The 21,377-nt window shown below is 43.2% G+C and carries 15 protein-coding genes; 10 read left to right on the top strand and 5 right to left on the bottom strand.

Annotated features, from left to right (window positions below):
- Positions 1-32 precede the first annotated feature (32 nt).
- The 3 genes from ACKWCA_RS06060 to ACKWCA_RS06050 form a co-directional block, all read right to left on the bottom strand.
- Positions 33-3,701: an Ig-like domain-containing protein gene (locus ACKWCA_RS06060; RefSeq protein WP_413977269.1), complete on the bottom strand. Its 3,669-nt coding sequence runs from the start codon at positions 3,699-3,701 to the stop codon at positions 33-35.
- A 242-nt stretch (positions 3,702-3,943) separates the two neighbouring features.
- The gene (locus ACKWCA_RS06055) at positions 3,944-5,035 is read right to left on the bottom strand and encodes a sensor histidine kinase (RefSeq protein ID WP_413977268.1); all 1,092 of its coding nucleotides are present in this window, start codon (positions 5,033-5,035) and stop codon (positions 3,944-3,946) included.
- Positions 5,032-5,811, bottom strand: coding sequence for a LytR/AlgR family response regulator transcription factor (locus ACKWCA_RS06050; RefSeq protein WP_413977267.1), 780 nt, complete (start codon positions 5,809-5,811; stop codon positions 5,032-5,034). Before ACKWCA_RS06050 ends, ACKWCA_RS06055 begins: the two co-directional genes overlap by 4 nt.
- 191 nt (positions 5,812-6,002) lie before the next feature.
- On the opposite strand from ACKWCA_RS06050, the gene ACKWCA_RS06045 reads away from it, so the two are divergent.
- Positions 6,003-6,494, top strand: a complete 492-nt coding sequence (locus ACKWCA_RS06045) for a hypothetical protein (RefSeq protein ID WP_413977266.1) — start codon at positions 6,003-6,005, stop codon at positions 6,492-6,494.
- 11 nt (positions 6,495-6,505) lie between these two features.
- On the opposite strand, the gene ACKWCA_RS06040 is transcribed toward ACKWCA_RS06045, so the two are convergent.
- Both ACKWCA_RS06040 and ACKWCA_RS06035 read right to left on the bottom strand, forming a co-directional pair.
- Positions 6,506-7,483, bottom strand: coding sequence for a succinylglutamate desuccinylase/aspartoacylase family protein (locus ACKWCA_RS06040; RefSeq protein ID WP_413977265.1), 978 nt, complete (start codon positions 7,481-7,483; stop codon positions 6,506-6,508).
- Positions 7,461-8,351, bottom strand: coding sequence for a RimK family alpha-L-glutamate ligase (locus ACKWCA_RS06035; protein WP_413977264.1), 891 nt, complete (start codon positions 8,349-8,351; stop codon positions 7,461-7,463). Before ACKWCA_RS06035 ends, ACKWCA_RS06040 begins: the two co-directional genes overlap by 23 nt.
- A gap of 88 nt (positions 8,352-8,439) precedes the next feature.
- On the opposite strand from ACKWCA_RS06035, the gene ACKWCA_RS06030 reads away from it, so the two are divergent.
- The 9 genes from ACKWCA_RS06030 to ACKWCA_RS05990 all read left to right on the top strand — a co-directional run bounded on the left by ACKWCA_RS06030 (position 8,440) and on the right by ACKWCA_RS05990 (position 21,370).
- Positions 8,440-12,411, top strand: coding sequence for a hybrid sensor histidine kinase/response regulator transcription factor (locus ACKWCA_RS06030; RefSeq protein WP_413977263.1), 3,972 nt, complete (start codon positions 8,440-8,442; stop codon positions 12,409-12,411).
- Between the two features lie 259 nt (positions 12,412-12,670).
- Positions 12,671-13,555: a helix-turn-helix domain-containing protein gene (locus tag ACKWCA_RS06025; RefSeq protein ID WP_413977262.1), complete on the top strand. Its 885-nt coding sequence runs from the start codon at positions 12,671-12,673 to the stop codon at positions 13,553-13,555.
- Positions 13,556-13,638: 83 nt separating this feature from the next.
- The gene (locus ACKWCA_RS06020; protein WP_413977261.1) at positions 13,639-14,268 is read left to right on the top strand and encodes a hypothetical protein; all 630 of its coding nucleotides are present in this window, start codon (positions 13,639-13,641) and stop codon (positions 14,266-14,268) included.
- Positions 14,269-14,380: 112 nt separating this feature from the next.
- Positions 14,381-15,451, top strand: a complete 1,071-nt coding sequence (locus tag ACKWCA_RS06015) for a Kelch repeat-containing protein (RefSeq protein ID WP_413977260.1) — start codon at positions 14,381-14,383, stop codon at positions 15,449-15,451.
- A gap of 45 nt (positions 15,452-15,496) precedes the next feature.
- Positions 15,497-16,126 (top strand): hypothetical protein, encoded by a 630-nt coding sequence (locus ACKWCA_RS06010; protein WP_413977259.1) that lies wholly within the window; start codon positions 15,497-15,499, stop codon positions 16,124-16,126.
- A 7-nt stretch (positions 16,127-16,133) separates the two neighbouring features.
- A complete protein-coding gene (locus tag ACKWCA_RS06005; protein ID WP_413977258.1) occupies positions 16,134-16,844 on the top strand; it encodes a hypothetical protein in 711 nt (236 codons plus the stop codon).
- A 56-nt stretch (positions 16,845-16,900) separates the two neighbouring features.
- Positions 16,901-18,238 carry a kelch repeat domain-containing protein gene (locus ACKWCA_RS06000; protein WP_413977257.1) on the top strand — a complete coding sequence of 446 codons (1,338 nt, stop codon included), beginning with the start codon at positions 16,901-16,903 and terminating at the stop codon, positions 18,236-18,238.
- Positions 18,239-18,692: 454 nt separating this feature from the next.
- Positions 18,693-19,364: a succinate dehydrogenase cytochrome b subunit gene (locus ACKWCA_RS05995; protein WP_413977256.1), complete on the top strand. Its 672-nt coding sequence runs from the start codon at positions 18,693-18,695 to the stop codon at positions 19,362-19,364.
- A gap of 2 nt (positions 19,365-19,366) precedes the next feature.
- Entirely contained in the window at positions 19,367-21,370 is a 2,004-nt protein-coding gene (locus ACKWCA_RS05990) for a fumarate reductase/succinate dehydrogenase flavoprotein subunit (RefSeq protein ID WP_413977255.1), read from the top strand.
- Positions 21,371-21,377 lie beyond the last annotated feature (7 nt).

The following is a 21,377-nucleotide window of genomic DNA, read 5'->3' as shown; positions in this document are numbered from 1 at the left end:
AAAAAAGCCCTGATGATATCAGGGCCCTATTCTTAGTTGATAATTATCGGACGTGTCGACCAGCTATCACTGGTCTGAAACAAGAGATAATAGTACCCCGATGGATACGTATCCAGTATCAGTTCATTGATATCTTGATGGTCTTGGTCAATACGAAAGGTCTCAAGTAAGCTGTTATTCTGATTGTACAACTTAATCTCCACTTCCTGACCTTCATATTCGGCGAGGTCAACATTCACCCTTCCAGAAGCCGGAATCGGAAATACATTGACAGCGCTACTTTGAGATGATGCCACTACATTAATAATAGCACTGGCTGTATAGCCCCCGTCATCCGCGACCGCCGTAACATCGATTTCACCCAATCCCGTTGCAGTAACCAGACCTGAGGTGTCAACGGATGCAATGGCCGGATTGTTCGAAAACCAGGTCACGGATTGATTCGTGGCGTTCGAGGGTTCGGTAGAAGCGTTTAATTGAAAGGTTTCGCCAAGACCTAGGGTCACTTCGTTGGGTGCCACCAAAATATTATAGACGGACACGGGTGGTGGTGTTCCGCCCGTTACGGTTATCAAGGAACTGGCGGAATATCCACCATCCTCAGCAGAAACCGTCACGTCGATAACGCCCTCCCCTACAGCAGTAACGAGTCCATTTGAATCTATGGTCGCAATCGCCGGGTTGTTAGATATCCAACTTACATTTTGGTTGGTCGCATTTGCCGGTTCGGTAGTTGCGGTAAGTTGCACGGTCTCCCCTGCTTCCAAACTTACAGTGGTTGGAGCTACTAAAATGTTGTATACCGCTACATCCGGTGGTGTTCCTCCAGTAACCGTTATGATAGTACTAGCGGAATAGCCTCCATCCTCGGCGGATACCGTAACATCAATGACGCCAGCGCCTATTGCGGTCACCAGCCCATTTGAATCGATAGTAGCAATCGTCGGGTCATTTGATATCCAACTCACATTTTGATTGGTCGCATCCAAAGGTTCAACAGCCCCTATGAGCTGAACGGTTTCGCCTACTTCCAAATCAACCGTTTTCGGTGAAACGAGCACGTTGTAGACGGCGATTTCTACGACGGGCGTGTTCACAGTAACAGAGACACTGGCCGTATAACCTCCATCATCAGTAGTTACGGTAACGCTCGTAGTTCCTTCATTTATTGCCGTTATTAAGCCCGAATCCGGATCAACCGAAGCGATACTCGAATCATCGGAAAGCCAACTGACCCCTTGGTCAGTAGCATCTGCCGGTATTATGGTGGCCGTTGGTAAAACGGTCTCGCCAATCTCTAGACTAACTTCCGTAGGGGATGCCGATACATTGGTCACCGGTACTGTACCAAGTTGTGTAATCCAAGCTTCTATAAGGGCAACCCCTTCTTCATCGACCCGATCTTTGGCTAGTGGAGGCATGGAGAAGTTTGAATTCGCACTGTTGGCCCGTATATAAAGGATCGATTTGTCCGGTTCTCCTTCGGCAATAATTCTCTCCCCAGGAATACCCAGCGAATTGAAAATATCTGCATCCAACAAGTTGGTTTGGGCAAGATCAAGACTCATTCTAAGGTCAAAATCAGCACGAACATCAGAACCGGCCTGATGACAATAGGCACAATTTAAGTCCATATACGACCGCGCCTTTTCATCCATCGTCGCATTGGGGTCGTTTGCGGATTTATAGGTCAACAATGATGGTGTATCCGCGTCTGTAATCGTTTGGTTCAAAATACCTAAGTGGCTTAAGGTCACCAGTTGATTCGCGGTTCTACCGGTTGCGGGATAGGTCAGGTCTTTGTTCAAATAGCGCGTTCGCGTACCGATTGTTCCGCCTGTACTGGAATTATGGCAGGTTATACACTCGTTCCTGCTTGGGTATCGCCAGTTTTGAACATCAGTTGTGCCGTCTGCCCTTGTAATGGTCAAAGATTCATCAAGCCCACTCGTCAGTAGCACGGCATCGGTTTGTGCGTTGTTCCATTTATAGGTCGCAAAATAGAAATTACCATCGGCGGCCTTCACCGAAAATCGGGTTTCGAGGCGTTTGGTAATCGAAGGGTTATTCTCATCGAGCGGCATCTCGAAATGCTTGATTAAAACAGACCCCACCGGAAGATTCCAATTTCCGTTTTCAGAATAGTCGATTTGTTCCTCTGGGGTGTTATGGGTTCCATCATTAGGGATACCAATCCATCTTTTTTTCGCTGCCCCATCAGACCAGAATGATTCAACCAAATCATATGGTATTAAACCATTGGTCGGTGTCAGGTTGTTCAAATTGGTAAATGCTCCGGTTTGTGAAAGGGCTTGGGGAAGGGTTTCATCGAACGTCATCCGCGTCACCAACTTATACAAGGTAGAAACACCTTGCTTTAGAATATACATTTCACCCTGTTTATCTTCTCCAAAGGATATAATATTCGTCGATGAAAAACTACCGAGCTGTTCGTAACTTCCGGTATTGATATCTACCGAGAATATTTCTTCACCGTTTCCATAATCCGCGCAGATATATCGCCCTTGCAATTCGGGTATTTCCGAACCACGATAGACGTACCCGCCCATAATGGCATTGGCCACTGATCTTGGGAAAGCCACCAAGGGCTCTTCGTGGGCCATATTATTGTACAGCGTATTTCCGCAAAGATTGCCTTTATAGCGCCCTTCGTATACCGGCCAACCAAAATTGCCGCCTTTCTTTACCACATTGATTTCCTCATGACGACCCAAGCCTACTTCTCCAATATAGAGGTCGCCGGTGGCCCGATCTTTGGTCATTCGGTGTGGGTTCCGATGCCCCATGCTATAATACTCCTCGAAGTTTTGACCACTTGGACTTAGAAAGGGATTATCATTCGGGATCCAGTAGCCATTTCCAGTAATTTCATCGAAGAACCCATGATCATTAGGCATATTTTTAACCGGAGGATGACTCTTAAGGGGGTCCTTATCAACATCTAATCGAAGTACCCCACCATCCAAATTGTTTTGAATATCCTGCGACTTTCTAAAGGCTGTCTGGTCGCCAGTGGTAAGATACAGAAAGCCATCATCTCCAAATAGCAAGCCGCCTCCTCGATGCGTGGTGCCATACATTCTCAATTTGAGCAAAATCTGCTCCGAACTAGGGGATACCTGCATCGTATTCGGGTTCATAGTATATCTTGATAAAATCAAGAAATTACCCCAGTACTCCTCACTTGTACAATTCTGGGTCGTGTAACGGTTTGGGAAATTGTTCCCATTGACATCTTTGGTAGTATAGAAGGTATAGAAGTAATCCTTACCCGCGCCGGTATCAAATTCAGGATGTAAGGCCAATCCTAAAAACCCACCGTCCCAGACCACACCAACTTTATTGCTGAGATCAATGAGCATATTTTTTTGAGCTACGTCTGGTGTTTTATTGAACCAGTAGATCTTACCATCGCGCTGCCCCACTAGAATCCGTTGTGCATTCGGAAGTTCATTGAAAGTCAATGGAGAATCGAACGTCAGATTCGGATATATAGGCACATAGGGTAATCCCTGAGAAATGGAAACCGTAGCAGGAAAGTTATTGTTCAGGTATTTTCCCAACGGCTCAGGATTGTCAAGCCCCGATCCTGCAAAATAAGGCACTGCTCCTAGCAGTATGAGGCTCAAAAAGGCAAACAGGAGTTTTCTGTAATTTAGGTTGGGTAGTTTTCTTTTCATTTAGTTTGGTTTGGTTTGAAGGACAAATTCGAGATTTATGCATTACCTATCGACAAAAGGATATCTTTTTTCGGCATAGCGTAAATTTCATCGATAAAGTGCATGGGTAAACTCTTCGTTATCAACCCCTACCGCAGCTGATTCTCAAATGTTTCCAATGCTGAAACGAGCCTTTTTTGGGGCAGAATACACCCTAAGCGTACCCCATATTCAATAGCGCTCCTGAGGATTACTACGGCAATCTAATTCGAAAGAACGGAAGGAAGTACAATCGTGGTTTTTACCCCTTGACCATCTTCTAAATTGGAAAAAGAGAAACTAAAATCATCATCGAAGAGTGTCTTCAGCCGCTCTTTAATGTTAGCGATACCCAAACCATTCTTTCCATTGTTTTCAGAAATTTGTGGTCCGTTATTTCGAATTTCCAGACAGACTTTTTCATTGATTTTGAAAATTCGCAACTCAACTTCTAAGTAGGTTGAATCATAAGAATACCCATATTTTATGGAATTCTCCATGATGGGTTGAATCAACATACTAGGAATCAATACATTTTCAACATCTTCCTCGACTTCGATCTTCACGGATAAATCTTCAGAGAAACGTGTTTTCATGATGTCAAGGTATTTGTTCAATATGACCATCTCTTTATCCACTGGAATCAGATTTTCGTCTTTGACCAGTAAAATTTCCCGTAGAAGATCCCCTAGATTACCTAACATCTGTTGGGCCCTGTCTATATCCTCCTTGATAAGGGAGGAAATACTGTTTAGGGTATTGAACAAAAAATGCGGATTCAGCTGCGATTTCAAAGCCTGCATTTTAACGTTTTGCAGCTGTTGGGTCAACTGCACTTTCTGCAGTTCTGTTTTCCCCACCCGTTGGATGTAGTAGTAAGAATATATAATCGTGACAAACCCCACATAGCCCAAAAAGTTCAGATTGGAGCCGAACATAGTGCGCACAATGAACTCTTTAAACGTTCCGCCAAAGAAAATTGTGCCCAGGAAAAAATACTCATAGATATACCCAAAGGCGGTGATGATGAATGAATAGATAAAGGAAAGTCCGAAATGAATCAGAAATACATAGGCCCATTTCAGCTTACTGTCGATCATCTTTTTGGTTACAATCAGGATTAGAACAATGACCGGCGGTACAATCAGGAAGTTCGCTAGAACAGGCTCAAAAGTAACCCGCCACCAACTGACCTCGGCATATTCCGGTCGATCCATAGCCTTCAAAATGATACGTCGGAAAATATATACCACATGGTATGCGCCAACATAGCCCAATAAAATTAAAAACAATTTTCTGTCGATACGCTTTTTCATTTCTTCAATCCCATTTTCAACAAAAATTCCTGGCGGTATCCCCTGCTAACTCTTAATTTTTTACCGTCATGCATTTTGACATCTATTTCACCAAAACCTGAATTAAGAAGTTCTTCGACCGCGCCAATATTAATGATGCTCGAACGGTGAATACGAATAAACAGATTTGAATCTAGCTCGTTCATAATACTGTACATCGAAGTTCGCAACAGGTGTTTGTTTTCTTTAGTATAGACTTCTATATAATAGTTCGAGGCCAGTATATAACTAATGTCCGCCGGCTTTACAAACACGGTCTTGTTTCCCGACGGAATGGGAATCCTTGAGGGAGCGCCTTCAACTTTTTCAATTTGACCCTCTTGTATATGGCTGAGCAACTTGGACATTTTACCGTCGAAATCTTGACTATTTTGTGACCTGAACGTCTCAACTGCCCTATAGACCGATTGATAAAATCGTTTTTCAACAATAGGTTTGAGTAAATAATCAAAGGCGAAGATATTGAAGGCCTCGATAGCGTAAGAATCGAAGGCTGTGACGAAAATCACCAAGGGCATCTTGATTTTTAGCCGTTGCAAAATGTCAAAGCCCGTCATATCCTTTAGCTGAATGTCTACAAACAACATGTCTGGCATCTGCCTGTTTATGGCCAATAGAGCTTCCTTACCCGTTCCGTATTGGCCTACAATTTCAATTTCGGAAATGGTTTCCAGTAGATTGGCTATTAGTTTTCTCGCCAATGGTTCATCATCTACAATGATTGAAGTTAATCTCATGGCCCTACAATGTATACAAAATAAAAGTGGCGCGCTACTCTAGACTGCTACTGCAGGTGGGTAAAATACCATTCGCTTCAAAAAACAGGGCGTTCACTTCAAAATAAGCGCTTTACACTTCAATTGCATCTCATCGGATTGTGGAAACGGATAGTTTTAGGTCTGAATGAAATCTCTAAAAGAATTGATGTATGAATAAGAAAGTGATAGTTACTTTATCGGTGATAGCGTTATTTTTTATGCTATTTTCCTGCAGTTCCAATGACGATGAACCGGAAGTCGAACAAAAAGAAGAGGAAGAAGTTACCTTAGAGGGAGATTACCAAGGTCTCTGGAATTCTACTACGGACACCGATGCAGTTTTTACGGACTTTCCCATTTCCGCTAAAATTTCATTTGCGAGCTCGGATAAAACTAGGCTGCGCGCCGAGTTTTTTGCCACTTCGACCTTTACGTCATGTTGTAAAGATGAGGGCAACGATGGTACCATAACCATGAATTTAGAAGGTGATGCCATCAGTTCATTCAATTTTAACGACCAAATCGTTAATTGTACTGGTAGTTTTACCGGAACCGGCTCGATAACCTCAAAAGATCCTTATACGATCAAAATCGATTTTACCGGCAATGACTGTGATGGGAATCATACCGGTGAGCTTCTGTTCACCAGAACTAAAAATTAGAGGGGTATACTTCAGTTCGGTCTCTGGTGTCCCACATGAAAAAGGGCCTCTCCTTGATTGACTACTGCTTGATGGTTGATACAAAAGACATACCCATCGAATGGGGCTTTTATTCGCTTGACCCGCTTGGCGTAGGTATCAGTAATCATTCCCATTTCTTGCCCCTTTGTGATTTCACTGCCGTTGGTGACTTCCGGAATGAACATCCCTGCGGTAGGGGCTCGTAGCCAGCGCCTACCCTCTAGATGAATGGTTCCGTTTCGCTCGACATATTTGGGCTCGATTTTGGTTATCATTTCAAAGTGCTTGAGTATGTTCAAAATGCCCTGCATACCTTCCATAATACAATAGTCATCAAAGCGCATACTCTCACCAGCTTCAAAAACCACGGTGGGCTTGTTCATCTTGAACGCCGCATTTCTGAAAGAGCCCCGAATCAACTTGGAAGAAAAAGAAATAGGCGCATTGAACAGTGCCGCTAGCTTGGCACTTTTTGAATCTTCTTGGGTATAGCGTATCTGTGGAAAATTGTGTCGCTGGCCTCCACCGGTATGTAAATCGATACCATAATCGATCTGGTGCATAATTTCAGTGACATAATGGTAGGCGATTCTGCTGGCCATGGAGCCATTTTTGGTTCCGGGAAAACTTCGGTTCACATCTTTACCGTCGGGCACATCACGGGAAAAATGGATAAAACCGAAAATATTAAGAATAGGCACGGCTATAATCGCCCCTTTTTTGACACGAAACCGTTTTTCGGCAATCATACGCCGTACAATTTCGATACCATTGATTTCATCGCCATGTAAACCGGCTTGAACCAAAATGGTCGGACCCGGTTTTTTGGCGTTGAACACATAAACAGGAATGTCGATCAATGTTCCGGTCGGTAACCGATCAATACTGATGCTCAAGAGTTTATCTTCACCCGGCGCAACGGTATCTCCTCCGATAACGATTTCCTTATTTTCTTCTACGACGTCCATTTCGTTCAACAAATAGTATAATTTCTTTTGCGATGTTTACTCCAGTAGCACCCTCGATTCCCCGCAATCCTGGAGAGGCATTCACCTCGATCAACAACGGTCCCTTTTTCGAACGTATCAAATCTACTCCAGCGACCCCAAGTCCCAGATATTTGGTAGCATTGAGAGCAATAAACTGCTCTTTGGCACTAGGTTTAATTACTTCTGTACCTCCCCCTCGATGCACATTAGACCGAAACTCGCCTACCTCACTGGTTCGTTTCATACTGGCCACAATTTTATTACCGACCACAAAAATACGGATGTCTTCCCCATTGGATTCCTCAATGTATTCCTGGATCAAAATACTCGTGTCCATCTTGTAAAAAGTATCGATAATCGACTTTGCCGACTTTTTTGTTTCGGCTAAAATGACACCTAAACCTTGTGTGCCTTCCTGAAGCTTTATGATAACCGGGGCACCGCCTAAGATCTCTATTTGCTCTTTGATATTATCGGGGTTGATTGCGAACAAGGTTTCGGGAATCGGGATGCCTTTTCGTGACATAATCTGTAGGGTCCGAACTTTATTTCTAGCGCGTGTGATGCTTAGTGAACGTGCTGTGCTAAAGATACCGTTCATCTCAAACTGCTTTACAATAGCAGCACCGTGTCGCGTAACCTTTGAGCCTATTCGCGGAATTACCGCGTCGAACTCATTGGTAATGTTATCACCATGATAAAAAATCTGAGGTTTCCCTTTTCCCAGCTTTACCACACATTTGGTGTGGTCGATCTGTTCAATATAATGGCCTAAATTTTCTGCTTCCTCCACTATCCTTTTGGTGGAATAGACATTCATACTCACGGAAAGGAGCCCGATATTCATTTAAAGTTGATTAGTGTCATTTGATACCCTGAATATCGCAATTTATACAAAGATGACCTAGTCTAAGTGAAGATATACTTACCTTTAAATGTCATATCACCTCATCATCTGGATACAGGTAGGACAAATCACCGTCATTAAACAAAAAAGACGCGAAGCAGCCATGCGTTTCACTACCCCCATTTTTGTTTTATTTTTTACGCTTTCTTTGGGCACCCTAAAAGGACAGCACAAAGCAAAGGTCTGGGATACCAGTAATGGCCTTTCGAACAATTGGATTTCGGATATTGCCCAAGATGATCAAGGTTATCTTTGGCTTGCCACACAATACGGTGTAAATCGTTTTGACGGATACGCCTTCAAGAGTTTCACCCATGATCCTGAAAATAGCAATAGTCCGATAGCCAATTGGGTAAAACGGATTGTCAAAAAATCAAAAAATGAACTTTGGTTTGGTGTTGATTATGGAGGTCTTGATGTATATGATTCCATGAAAGACGAATTCAATCACAAATCCATTGTTCATCAAAAAGATACGATAACATCGATAAACAAATTACTCCACTCAACAAAGGGAGGTCTATATATCGCCACTAAAAGTGGACTTTTTAAGGAAAGGGCAAAGGGTGATGCCTTTGATCAGTTATTTGAGGGCACGATTAAAGATATACGACAAAATTCAAATGGTACTGTTTTCTTTCTTTCCAATTCTGTCATCTATACCTATGACACGAATACACTAGAGGTCAAAAAAGTCTTTGAAAATTCGGATAGTACCATACAGCATATTTTCATCGATTCAGAAGACCAACTTTTCGGGCTTTATTCAAGTGAGATCGTCGTCCTGCAATTTTCAAATGGCTCTTATATTCCATCGACACAATTCAAAATCAGCCCATTGGTTTCACTTCTTTTTGCCGATAATGCGATTATGGAAGATTCGGAACATCGTATTTGGATTGGAGGGCAAAAAGGCATTTCAATCGTAAACAAAAGTCGAAATGCAGTTGCGTTTTATCCATATCAGACCTTTTTTGAAAAGGATATTCCCGGCATTCAAGCCTTGAGCTTCTATGAAGACATACATAAAAATATGTGGATCGGCACCAACAAAGGCCTAGCGTTCATATCAAGTTTTATGACCCGATTCCCATCTAATAAAAAACTCGTGTATGATGTTAAGCTACATGATATTAGGGCCTTTCATGAAGTTAACAACCATCTTTTGGTTGCCGCTGACGAAGGTCTTTTCCGTATGGATGAAAAAAAGCAAATCGAAAAAATACTTTCACCTAAGGTCTATGGAATGCACAAGACTCGCTCCGGTGCCTTATATGCTATAGGCGTAGGCCTTTTTGAAATAGATACCGCTTCATTTCGCTTTAAAACGATCTCGACCTCCTATTTCAAAGGAGCATGGTCTATAGGAGAAGACCAAACAGACAATTTGTGGATGATCGCCAATGAGAACCTGATTCGATATCATAAGAGCTCCCAGACCTTCGAAACGTTCAGTACAGACAATACCCCAACCCTGCATAATTCGCCCCGCATCGATCTAATGTTCGATTCAAGGGGGCGTTTATGGCTATGTACTTTGAGGTCTGGAATCTATGTATTGAAAAATCCGCATGAGGTGCCCTCTGGAGGAACTCCGGTGTTCGAAAATATCAATCATGAAGTGGGTAATGCAAACAGTCTTTCAAATCGTTTGGCCACCTCATTGCTCGAAGCTTCCGACGGAACCATTTGGGTCGGCACCGATGCGGGCTTGAATGCAATAGATCCGAATACTTTCGACGTAAAAAGATACCTTAAAAAAGATGGGTTAAAAGACGAAAAAATTATGGCCATCCTCGAGGATGATTATGGGAATATTTGGGGAAGTACTGTAGGTAACGGAATTTTTCAATTCAATAAAAAAACGGGGGACTTCAATTTTTTAGGGAAAGAAGATGGATTGATAAGCAATAACTTTCTGCTCTCTTCGGCATACAAAAATACTGAAGGTATTCTCTTTTTTGGGAGCGACAATGGTATTCAAGAAATAGACCCTGTTCTTTTTGACACCTTCTCACCTCCGAAGGTCGATTTTTTCTTTACTTCAGTACAACCGTCAATACCCTCGACCAATAAACGGACAAATCTATTCGATACCGAAAACAAGGAAATCACCTTGGACTACGACAACAACTCATTCCTTGTCAATTATACCACCCTGAACTATCACCTAGCCGAAAAAACCAAGTATCGGTACAGGGTTGCCAACCTGAACAATACCTGGCAAGATAATGGTAGTGAGCGTTCGATTACATTCAATAGTCTTCCGGTCGGAGCTTACGAACTACAGGTAGCCGCAACCAATCCCGATTTGGAATTTACTGCCAATACTATCCGATTGAAATTCATTGTGAAGCCTCCATGGTGGCGAACCAATTGGGCCTATTTGGTCTATTTTTTGGTATTCGCTGCTATTTTGCTAGCGGTTCATCACTATGTGCTTAAGGGCAAATTGGAACGAGCGGAAAAAATAAGACTTCAAGAACTCAATACCTTTAAAACCAATTTTTTCAACAATGTAGCGCATGAACTCAAAACCCCATTAACCCTCATCTCAGGTATGGCCAAAACCCTTAGGAAAAATGGGGGGAAGGAAATGGACAAATCAGTGAAGACCATAATGAGAAGTAGTAACGAGCTCAATGATCTGGTGAACCAGCTCTTAGACCTTTCAAAACTTGAAGTAGGCAAATTACATATTGAAATGGCACATGGAGATATCATTGTTTTCCTGAAATACCTGGTGAATTCTTTTGAATCTTTAGCAAGTGCCAAAGAAATAAGACTGCACTTTTTAAGTGATGCGGAAATACTCAAGATGGATTTCGATGCACAAAAGATAAAGCACATCTTCTCGAACCTCATTTCAAATGCCATAAAAAATACGCCGGTCAAAGGGGATATCTATTTTCAAGTAACCCGTCAGGGTGACCATTGCTGTTTTGATGTCAAGGACAATGGTATCGGTATTCCTGAGGAAGAACTACCGCGCATTTTCGAACGTTACCATCAAGTCAAGGGGCATACCGAAGGTACCGGCATCGGGTTGTCTTTTACCAAGGAGTTGGTTGAACTCATGAAGGGTACGATCGTGGTAAAAAGTGCCTTGGGAAAGGGCACCAACTTCAAAGTGTCCTTACCCATTGAACATAAAGCCACGAAAGAAATCCCTTTTGAGACGGGTACCGAAACTATTGATGTACATACCAACGATTCGCCTACTTATTTCGGTAGGGCAGCAGACGAATATCCGATCATCCATATTATCGAGGATAACCTGGACATTTGCTCGTATTTGGAGTTGATCTTAAAGCAAGACTATCGGTTGAGTTTTGACCACAACGGGGAAAGTGGTTTATCAACCGTTATCGAAACGGTTCCAGATTTGGTGATTACCGATCTCATGATGCCCATTAAAAATGGTTTTGAGGTATGTCAAACTATAAAGTCAAACCGCATCACCGATCATATTCCCGTAATTATGTTGACGGCCAAATCAGATACCGCATCGAAATTAGAAGGGTTAAAACTTGGAGCCGACGCCTATTTGGAAAAACCATTTGATGAAAGGGAATTGCTACTTCAGATAGTAAACCTTCTCGAACAACGTGAGGTGCTTCGCAAAAAATATCAAAATCAGGAGTATTGGGAAAATAATGCCAACTCGACTCTTAATGAGCCGAACGAATTCGTTCTCAAGGTTAGGAAGCTGATCGAGGAAAATATCGATAATTCACAATTCGGAATTCTAGAGATCTGTCGCGCTTTGGGCATTAGCAGAAGTCATTTGCACCGAAAGCTCAAGGCCTTGACCAATTTGTCGTCCAGTCTGTTCATTCAGAAAGTGAAATTGCAACGGGCAAAGCAGTTGTTAAAAAGCACTGAAATGAATATTTCTGAAGTGGCATACGAAGTAGGCTTTGAAGATCCTGCCTATTTTTCGAGACAATTTTCAAAAACATTTGGCTATCCGCCAAGTGAGACACGTAAAAACATATAAGTCAGCATTTTAAGCATTTCTTACCGTTGCTGTTTACAACAATACTCCAAGAAAAATAATTCTTGATTGTCTTATAATCCAAGTATCTGGAACCATAGTCCGGCTACCTTCACTCGCCCCACAATACATTTGTCTTCGACCATTTCGGGCTAAGGATCCCCTCGGGCTCTCATTACCCTTGAAATCAAAAACTAGCTTAAATCCATGTTTAACCGAAACGGTATCGCCGATCGGTCTTAAAATTTAAAACTATGGAATTATGCAAGAAAGTAACACCTTAAGTACACTTGAGGAGATAAGGGCCATCAGCTTTTTTTCAACCTCGCTGCGCACAAAGGAATCTATTGATGAAGTGCTGTGGGACATTACCAAAAATGTCATTCACAGGCTAGGTCTAATCGATTGTGTCATTTATAGTTACGACCATGAAAAGCATGAGCTGGTGCAACGGGCTGCTTATGGCACTAAAAATCCTTCTGATGAGTTCATATACAATCGGATCCGGCTTGATCTTGGAGAGGGCATTGTGGGTAGTGTAGCCGCTTCTGGAAAGGCCGAAATCATTAAAAATACTACTAGAGACCCTAGATATATAGTTGATGATGCCCCGCGACTTTCAGAACTATGCGTTCCGATTCTTGTCAATGATCGACTTTTCGGAATAATCGATTCAGAGCATCCCGAAGAGGATTTTTTTACCGAAAAACATCTTTGCCTATTGAATATCATTGCTGCCCTCTGCGCCCAGCGCATCAAAGAATTGCATACTACAAAGTCAAAAAAGCCTTTTGCCAGAGCAAATCAATACTTCAAAAAACTGGAAGAATTGATGCGGTCCAAAAAATTGTATCGTAATCCGTATTTGAGCCTTACGACAGTTGCAGAGGCCTTGGGAATTTCGTCCTGCTATTTATCGAGCATGGTCAACAGCCTACTTCAGATAAGTTTTATCGACTTTGTCAACGAGTACCGCATCGCCGATGTCAAAAGGAATTTGGGCTCAGAAGCCTTTGCGCATTATACCGTTGTCTCCGTCGGCTTGGAAGCCGGGTTCAACTCAAAATCAGCCTTTTACTCCGCTTTTAAAAAGCATACGGGCCTGACCCCTGTTCAGTATAAGAACAGTCTCTGCACAGTGTCCTGATTTTTTCAATCTTAAAATTCCGGGACTCCCCTAGTGCGATTGCATATTAGGTTTGTTCCATACTGTTTAAATAAATATATAAAATGATGAAAACAAAGAAAACTACAACGATGATGTGCTGCATATTGGCAGCAATGTTATTTATGGCGTCTTGTTCAAAGGACGGAGACCAAGGTCCTGTTGGACCAGCAGGACCACAGGGAGAACAAGGGTCAGCGGGACTTGCCGGGGCCGACGGCGCAGATGGAGCGGATGGTGCAGACGGTGCACAAGGAGAGCAAGGTGAACCTGGTACAGCCAATGTCATTTATTCAGATTGGGTAAATACCGAATTCAGCAACAATATCATCACTACCTCTAGCTCATTTACGATTGACGCCCCACAAATCGACAGTGACCTATTGAATTTTGGAACCATTTTGGTGTATGCACGTAGAGTGGTGATTGGTGGTGGTGGTAATTTAGTATATCAGCTACCGATAGTTTTTGGAACCGCACGTCAGCAATCGTATTACTTCAGGGCTCAAGGCGGTGAAATTCGGATTACGGTAGCAGCCAATGAAGAAGGAGAGAATGCAGGTGATGGTACTTTCTTGGAGCAATACCGCTATGTACTCATTCCAGGAGCAGTTTCAACTAGTGGAAAATCTTCGATAGACTATCAAAAAATGACTTACGAAGAAATTACCGCACACTTCGAAATCGAAGACTAAGTATATGGTTAGTACTTCCCCCAATAATATGGTGAAATATCCAGTTGGGGGAAATCACCTGAAATAACACCCGCTTAATTTCCTCTTGTATACAACTTAAAATTCCATACAAATGACAACAACGAATAAACTTGTTCGCCTAAGTGCCCTTTTGCTCATATTCGCATGTGGGAAAGAAGAACTAGCCGATGATAGTGCGTCTTTGGAGCCCAATAATTTGGGTGGACTTATAACAAAACCACTATCGATAAAAGCCGAATTAATTGAAAAAGAAGCCCCCTTCGATGGCAGGGCTTTCCATGCCTCTGTAGTACATGACGAAAAAATGTGGGTGATCGCCGGGGATATCATCGGACCAAATCCTAACGACGTGTGGCAATCGAAGGATGGGCAAGAATGGAAATTGGTCAATCCGAACGCGGCGTTTTCCTCAAGATCCGATCATGCCATAACCGCACATGACGGCAAAATGTGGGTGACAGGTGGCAGAAACGGTACGCTATTGGATTTTGAGATCTTCAGCGATGTTTGGTCTTCAAAAGATGGCCAAACTTGGGAGGCGGCCACAACAGAAGCTGCATTTCCACCAAGAAGCAGACACACCTTAACCACCTTCAACGGACGCATGTGGGTCATAGGCGGAGCGGGTTCACTGACTGGCAACCAAGACTTCAAAGCCGATGTTTGGGCAAGTGGTGACGGCAGTAATTGGACTTCATTTTTACAAAACGCTCCCTTTGGTAAACGTGCCGACCATACTGCTCTGGTCTATGACCATAAGCTTTGGGTAATTGGAGGCTATGTGAAAGATGAATTGGGGGGTGATTTTAAAAACGATGTTTGGTATACCGAAGACGGTAGCAGCTGGATATTAGCTACTCCAAACGCCGACTTTACCCCGAGATCGAGCCATACCGCCGTTACTTATAATGGATATATGTGGGTGATTGCAGGTTACGCGGGTAACGCGAAGTTCTTAAACGATATCTGGCGTAGTAAAGACGGTATTACTTGGAAAAAGGTAAAGACAAGCAACGATTTCAGAAGCCGAGCCGAACACACATCGGTCGTATTTAACAAACGTTTTTGGGCCCTTGCTGGGTATCCTCTCATCTCTAACCCTACTAAAACCGGAATTTATACCAGTGGGTATTATTCTGATGTATGGTCTTTTGGAAATTAGAAGAGCACGAACCTGCTAAATCTGAATGTACTAAAACTGGAAAACATGAAATCACAAATGAAACTATTTATCGTATTTGTTATGCTTGTGGCCTTCAATGCAAAAGCACAAGAACAAGCGAATACCATAACCGTAAGTGCAAGGGTCATCTATATTGACCCTGACCCAACATTCAAAGCCGATATTTCTTTGAGCACTGCGTTCTCTTCTTATGATAAGAATGTACTGAGCTTAGAGCAGATGGTAGAACACTTTAAAAAAAGTGTAACCGATATCGGATTGTCGTGGGCCGATGTAAAGGAATACCCGAGCGATTTTGGCTTTGAAACCATGGGCTACAACAAGGAGGGTATTATTTACCAATATGAGACCAAATCAGTGGAAGATATGAAGCGATTTCTAAACCTTCAAATACCCACTATGAATCGGTTGGATATGCGTTCCTCTATTGAAATCGACCCTCAAGAAGCAGCGAAAATTACCAAAATGGCGCTCGACAAAGCCCTGGGTCAGGCGACCCTACTTGCCAAGACCGCAAAAAGACAGGTAGGTGCCATTTTGGCTATAGAAGAAAATGGAGGCGTCCTCGACAAACCGTATGCTGTTGCTTTGTATTACAACAGACCCCCTGGCGAATTTTACTATGATGTGAAAGTAACCTACGTACTAAAATAAACCGGTTATGAAAAATATCCTCTGCCTAGCTCTTTTATATCTCTTTATCAGTTGCAGTAAAGATTCAGCAGCTCCTGAGCCGGTTCGTAAAATTCAATTGTCTTACCCCGAATCAGAAATCAATGCGACCTTCAGGACAGCGGGGGGTATCGCACCGAATATTATACAATGGAATGGAGATGTAGGTTTCTATTCCATTACCTCTTCCACGGAAATATTGCGACGAGATCATATTGTCTTCGACAGCCTTACCGGTCAAATTTCCTGGGGCAAAAACCTTCCGCTGGGCTCTTATGATTTTACCATTACCGCAGAAAGCGGAGAAACTACGGAAACGGTGGAAATTCTATTGACCAACTCTTTGATCAAAGCTTTTTTCAGTGGTGGTTTTGAAATGGTCGATCCTGATGTGGAAGAAATAGATTATTCGGCAATCCCAGTAGACTACGCCCTTTGGTTAAACGAAGATGGCACTGTCGCCATGGAGCGCTACAGCAATCCGGCCTTTTCGGCAGCGGGCAATTGGACTACAATCGAGGGGGGCAGTATATTGGTTGATTTTATCACCAATCTCTCAGGAGGAGAAACCACCTATATGCGGGGATATTTGGCCAACTCCGCGTATCTCCCAAAATTTACGGGCGATTATGGGTCTGCGGTCAATGAAAATCAAGAAATCGAGGAACGTACAGGTGTATTCCGCTTTGAATGGGATTAAAAATGCACACAACGATTGAGTCTCCTCGCCTTATGGCCCTAACTAAAAACGAAAAAATGAGGATTACAATTCAACTACTCTTGTTGGTCTTTCTTTTAACGAGTTGTAAAAAGGATAACGACGCCGAGGTAAGAACAAATACCGCGCCTAATGCATTCGCATTGCTAACTGTTGAAAATGATGCGGAAGCGGTTTCATTGACCCCTACTTTGACCTGGGAGGCGGCAACCGATATCGACGGCGATACTGTGGTGTACGATCTTTATTTGGAAATTCAAGGAGGCGCTCAAAATGTTCTCATCCCAAATCTGGAATCAACAGTTCCAGAACCTACCGTTATCCTAGCACAAGGACTTTCCGAGACCACCTTTAGCATTGTTGACCCACTATCTCTAGACAGTCGGTTTACATGGAAAGTAGTTGCACGCGACAACCAAGGCGGTACTATTGAAAGTGATACCTTTCGTTTTTTTACGCGCCCTTTAAATTTCAGCGAAGAGGCGCTTAGAACCAATACTGCCTTTGATGTTCGCGAAGGCCATGGCAGCGTATTCTTTAAAGATAAATTTTGGGTCATCGGCGGTGCTGCCAATATCGAAGACCTGAATAATGACGTATGGTCGAGCAGTGATGGGGAAGAATGGGTTTTGGAAACCGAAGATCCTGGGTTCAGTGGCCGAGCACAATTTGGGGTTACCGTTTTCAATGACCGAATCTTTGTTTTAGGTGGCTTCACCAACGGTAGTCTTTTGAACGATGTATGGAGTTCCGCCAATGGTATAGACTGGATGGAAGAAACAGCCAATGCCGATTTTAGTCCAAGAGCCCAGGTTGAACTTTTGGCATACAATGATAAACTCTATGCCTTGGGCGGTCTGGAGAACTTTTTTGATGTGACCACCGGCAGCACCGAAGAAATCTGGAGTTCGACCAATGGTGTGGATTGGGTGCTAGAAACCAACGCTGCGCCCTATTCGGCGAAGTATGGTTTTAAAGCAATAGTATTTAATGAAAAGATGTTCGTGTTGGGCGGTGCTTTGGCCATGACAAATGAAGAAACTGCGGATGTCTGGTCTTCTACCGATGGTTATAATTGGACTCAGACCCAACAAGGCACCAACAGCTTCTCTAAACGTGTCTTTTTTAATTGTGCCATTTTTAATGATAAAATCTGGCTTACCGGGGGCTTTAAGGAGACGGCAATGGAAGACATAAAATACACCGATTTCTGGTATAGTAGCGATGGTGCAACTTGGATAAGAGAAACCATCGATGCCGGTTACGGCGCACGTTTTTCGCCTACCCTGGTTTCCAATTCCGATTATATGCTACTGATCGCAGGAGGTGAAGTTGCTACAAATACCAAACTAAACGATGTCTGGAAATTTAATTGATATGTTTGTAGGCTTGTCATTAAGGTAAACAAGTCCTGAAAAAACCGTCAGTCAACAAAGAAAGCTCCTAAGGCATTCCAAGGAAATCAAATTCACCAACTCGATGCCCGTTGATTGAACAGGCAGGCAAGCGCACGAACAACTTTCTTTGAGTTGGCACACGCATTAGTGACATACGTCTCGTAAAGCCCTTTCCCAAGTAAGACGCCATTGAAATCACCTCAATTTCATATTTGAGCGCAAAACTTTGTAACACCCCCGAATCCTATAGTATATATGAATATACTTGGGGCTTTTTGTTTAATTATAATTCCCGATATCCCGTATTCCAAGACTTATTATTGAACGTAATTCATGAATAGATTAAAATGCTTCCAAATAACATACTAAAGACCTTGAAAGTTTGTTAATAACTCATCCCTACAGTATTTTTGTAAGGCTAAATCATCAACTAATGAGTGCATTAATAAAATCTTCACTGGCTCGAAAAGTCGTAATGGCGTTATCGGGTCTTTTCTTGGTTTTCTTTCTCGGACAACATTTTGTAATAAATGTTACCTCGGTAATCGCGCCGGACACCTTCAATTCATGGTCACATTTTATGGGATACAACCCGCTAGTGCAATACCTGTTGCAGCCTATTTTAATCGCAGGGGTTATTGTTCACTTTGTAATGGGCTTTGTTTTAGAACTACAAAATCGTGCCGCAAGAGGTAGTGTGCGCTATGCAAGTTACAAGGGGAGCGCCAATGCTTCTTGGATTTCGAGAAACATGTTGATCAGCGGTGCCGTTGTCTTGGCATTTTTAGCATTGCATTTCTACGATTTCTGGTTTCCGGAAATGGCGTATAAGTACCTTGAAGGCAATCCCGAGGATGCAACACGCTACCACGAAGAGACCGTTCACAAATTCGAACCTATCTGGAGAACGGTGTTGTACATCATTTCCTTTGTGTTATTGGCGTTGCACCTACTGCACGGATTCGCCTCCTCTTTTCAAACTATGGGAGTGAACAATAGGTATTCAGAAGGCATTAAAACATTTACGAAGATATATGCGATCGCCATCCCTTTAGGGTTTATACTCATCGCTATATATCATCATCTTAACCCAATAACACAGTAAGTATGGGCATATTGGATTCAAAAGTTCCTGCAGGGCCGTTGGCCGATAAATGGACTAATCATAAAAATCATATTGACTTGGTTAATCCGGCAAACAAACGAAACATCGATGTTATCGTAGTGGGCACCGGTTTGGCAGGAGGTTCTGCTGCCGCGACCATGGCAGAGTTAGGGTATAACGTCAAAACGTTTTGTTATCAAGACTCCCCACGACGGGCGCACTCTATTGCCGCACAAGGCGGTGTGAATGCAGCGAAAAACTATCAAGGAGATGGTGATAGTGTATACCGACTCTTCTACGATACGGTAAAGGGTGGTGATTATCGCTCACGAGAAGGAAACGTATATCGCTTGGCAGAGGTTTCGACGAACATCATTGACCAATGTGTAGCGCAAGGGGTTCCTTTTGCACGTGAATACGGAGGTCTTTTAGATAACCGTTCTTTCGGAGGTGTTTTGGTCTCCCGAACCTTTTATGCCAAAGGACAAACTGGACAACAATTATTATTAGGTGCCTATGCCGCGATGAATCGGCAGATTCAAAGAGGGAAAATCAAATCGTACACCCGGCATGAAATGCTTGACATCGTATTGGTCGATGGAAAAGCTAGAGGAATCATCGCCCGTAATTTGGTTACCGGCGAAATCGAACGACACTCGGCCCATGCCGTAGTACTTGCCACAGGTGGATACGGCAACCTTTTCTTTTTATCCACTTACTGTATGGGCGCCAATGTTATGGCCGCATGGAAAGCACATAAGCGAGGGGCTTTCTTTGCCAATCCGTGCTTTACACAAATACACCCGACCTGTATACCTGTTTCAGGAGATCACCAATCCAAATTGACCTTAATGTCCGAATCGTTACGAAACGATGGGCGTATCTGGGTACCCAAACGTTTGGAAGATGCACAGGCCATACGGGAAGGTAAACTAAAACCGACACAATTAAAGGAAGAAGACCGTGATTATTACCTGGAAAGACGGTATCCTGCCTTTGGTAATTTGGTGCCACGGGATGTGGCCTCTAGAGCTGCAAAAGAGCGCTGTGATGCCGGTTTCGGGGTCAACAAAACCGGAGAAGCGGTATACCTTGATTTTGAGTCGGCGATTATGCGCTACGGAAAAGAAAAAGCATATACCTCAGGAATCAAAGACCCGGATAAGAATACGCTACGCACCTTAGGAAAAGAAGTGGTCGAAGCCAAATACGGAAACTTGTTTCAGATGTATGAGAAAATCGTAGATCAGAATCCATATGAGACACCCATGATGATCTATCCTGCGGTACACTATACCATGGGAGGCCTGTGGGTAGATTACAATCTTCAGACGACCATACCGGGATGCTACGCTGCCGGAGAAGCCAATTTCAGTGACCACGGCGCCAACCGATTGGGGGCTTCCGCTTTAATGCAAGGACTGGCAGATGGGTATTTTGTGCTGCCTTATACGATAGGAGACTACCTTTCTGATGATATCCGTACAGGAGCCATTCCTACGGATTCACCCGAATTCGATGCTGCCGAACAAAATGTTCGTGACCGCATTCACAAATTGATGTCGGCCAAAGGACAGCACTCCGTAGACTACTATCACAAAAAACTGGGTAAAATCATGTGGAACAAGTGCGGGATGTCCCGTAACGCCGCAGATCTAAAATCCGCTATCGAAGATATCGCCGCCTTACGTGCCGATTTCTGGGAAAATGTAAAAGTGACCGGTGACCCAGACTCCAAGAACCAAGAACTTGAAAAGGCTGGTAGAGTTGCCGATTTCTTGGAATTAGGAGAACTTTTCGCCAAAGATGCTCTTAACAGAGACGAGTCTTGCGGTGGGCACTTCAGGGAAGAATATCAAACTCCCGAGGGTGAGGCACTAAGGGATGACGAAAATTTCAAGTATGTAGCCGCGTGGGAGTATGCCGGTGAACCAAAAGATGCCAAGTTACATAAAGAAGAACTGACGTACGAAAACATCGAAGTAAAGACAAGGTCTTATAAATAAAAATAGC

It is taken from the genome of Maribacter corallii, assembly GCF_047345415.1.
GTDB lineage: Bacteria > Bacteroidota > Bacteroidia > Flavobacteriales > Flavobacteriaceae > Maribacter_C.
The sequence above is the reverse complement of the archived record's forward strand: the minus strand, read 5'-3'. Positions and strand labels throughout refer to the sequence as shown.

Excerpts from the sequence above, each read along its gene's own strand:
- ACKWCA_RS06000 (WP_413977257.1), top strand. The coding sequence starts at position 16,901 with ATGAGGATTACAATTCAACTACTCTTGTTGGTCTTTCTTTTAACGAGT.
- ACKWCA_RS05990 (WP_413977255.1), top strand. The coding sequence starts at position 19,367 with ATGGGCATATTGGATTCAAAAGTTCCTGCAGGGCCGTTGGCCGATAAA.
- ACKWCA_RS06055 (WP_413977268.1), bottom strand. The coding sequence starts at position 5,035 with ATGAAAAAGCGTATCGACAGAAAATTGTTTTTAATTTTATTGGGCTAT.
- ACKWCA_RS06040 (WP_413977265.1), bottom strand. The coding sequence starts at position 7,483 with ATGGACGTCGTAGAAGAAAATAAGGAAATCGTTATCGGAGGAGATACC.
- ACKWCA_RS06020 (WP_413977261.1), top strand. The coding sequence starts at position 13,639 with ATGATGAAAACAAAGAAAACTACAACGATGATGTGCTGCATATTGGCA.
- ACKWCA_RS05995 (WP_413977256.1), top strand. The coding sequence starts at position 18,693 with ATGAGTGCATTAATAAAATCTTCACTGGCTCGAAAAGTCGTAATGGCG.
- ACKWCA_RS06050 (WP_413977267.1), bottom strand. The coding sequence starts at position 5,811 with ATGAGATTAACTTCAATCATTGTAGATGATGAACCATTGGCGAGAAAA.
- ACKWCA_RS06005 (WP_413977258.1), top strand. The coding sequence starts at position 16,134 with ATGAAAAATATCCTCTGCCTAGCTCTTTTATATCTCTTTATCAGTTGC.
- ACKWCA_RS06030 (WP_413977263.1), top strand. The coding sequence starts at position 8,440 with ATGTCATATCACCTCATCATCTGGATACAGGTAGGACAAATCACCGTC.
- ACKWCA_RS06060 (WP_413977269.1), bottom strand. The coding sequence starts at position 3,701 with ATGAAAAGAAAACTACCCAACCTAAATTACAGAAAACTCCTGTTTGCC.
- ACKWCA_RS06015 (WP_413977260.1), top strand. The coding sequence starts at position 14,381 with ATGACAACAACGAATAAACTTGTTCGCCTAAGTGCCCTTTTGCTCATA.
- ACKWCA_RS06025 (WP_413977262.1), top strand. The coding sequence starts at position 12,671 with ATGCAAGAAAGTAACACCTTAAGTACACTTGAGGAGATAAGGGCCATC.
- ACKWCA_RS06035 (WP_413977264.1), bottom strand. The coding sequence starts at position 8,351 with ATGAATATCGGGCTCCTTTCCGTGAGTATGAATGTCTATTCCACCAAA.
- ACKWCA_RS06045 (WP_413977266.1), top strand. The coding sequence starts at position 6,003 with ATGAATAAGAAAGTGATAGTTACTTTATCGGTGATAGCGTTATTTTTT.
- ACKWCA_RS06010 (WP_413977259.1), top strand. The coding sequence starts at position 15,497 with ATGAAATCACAAATGAAACTATTTATCGTATTTGTTATGCTTGTGGCC.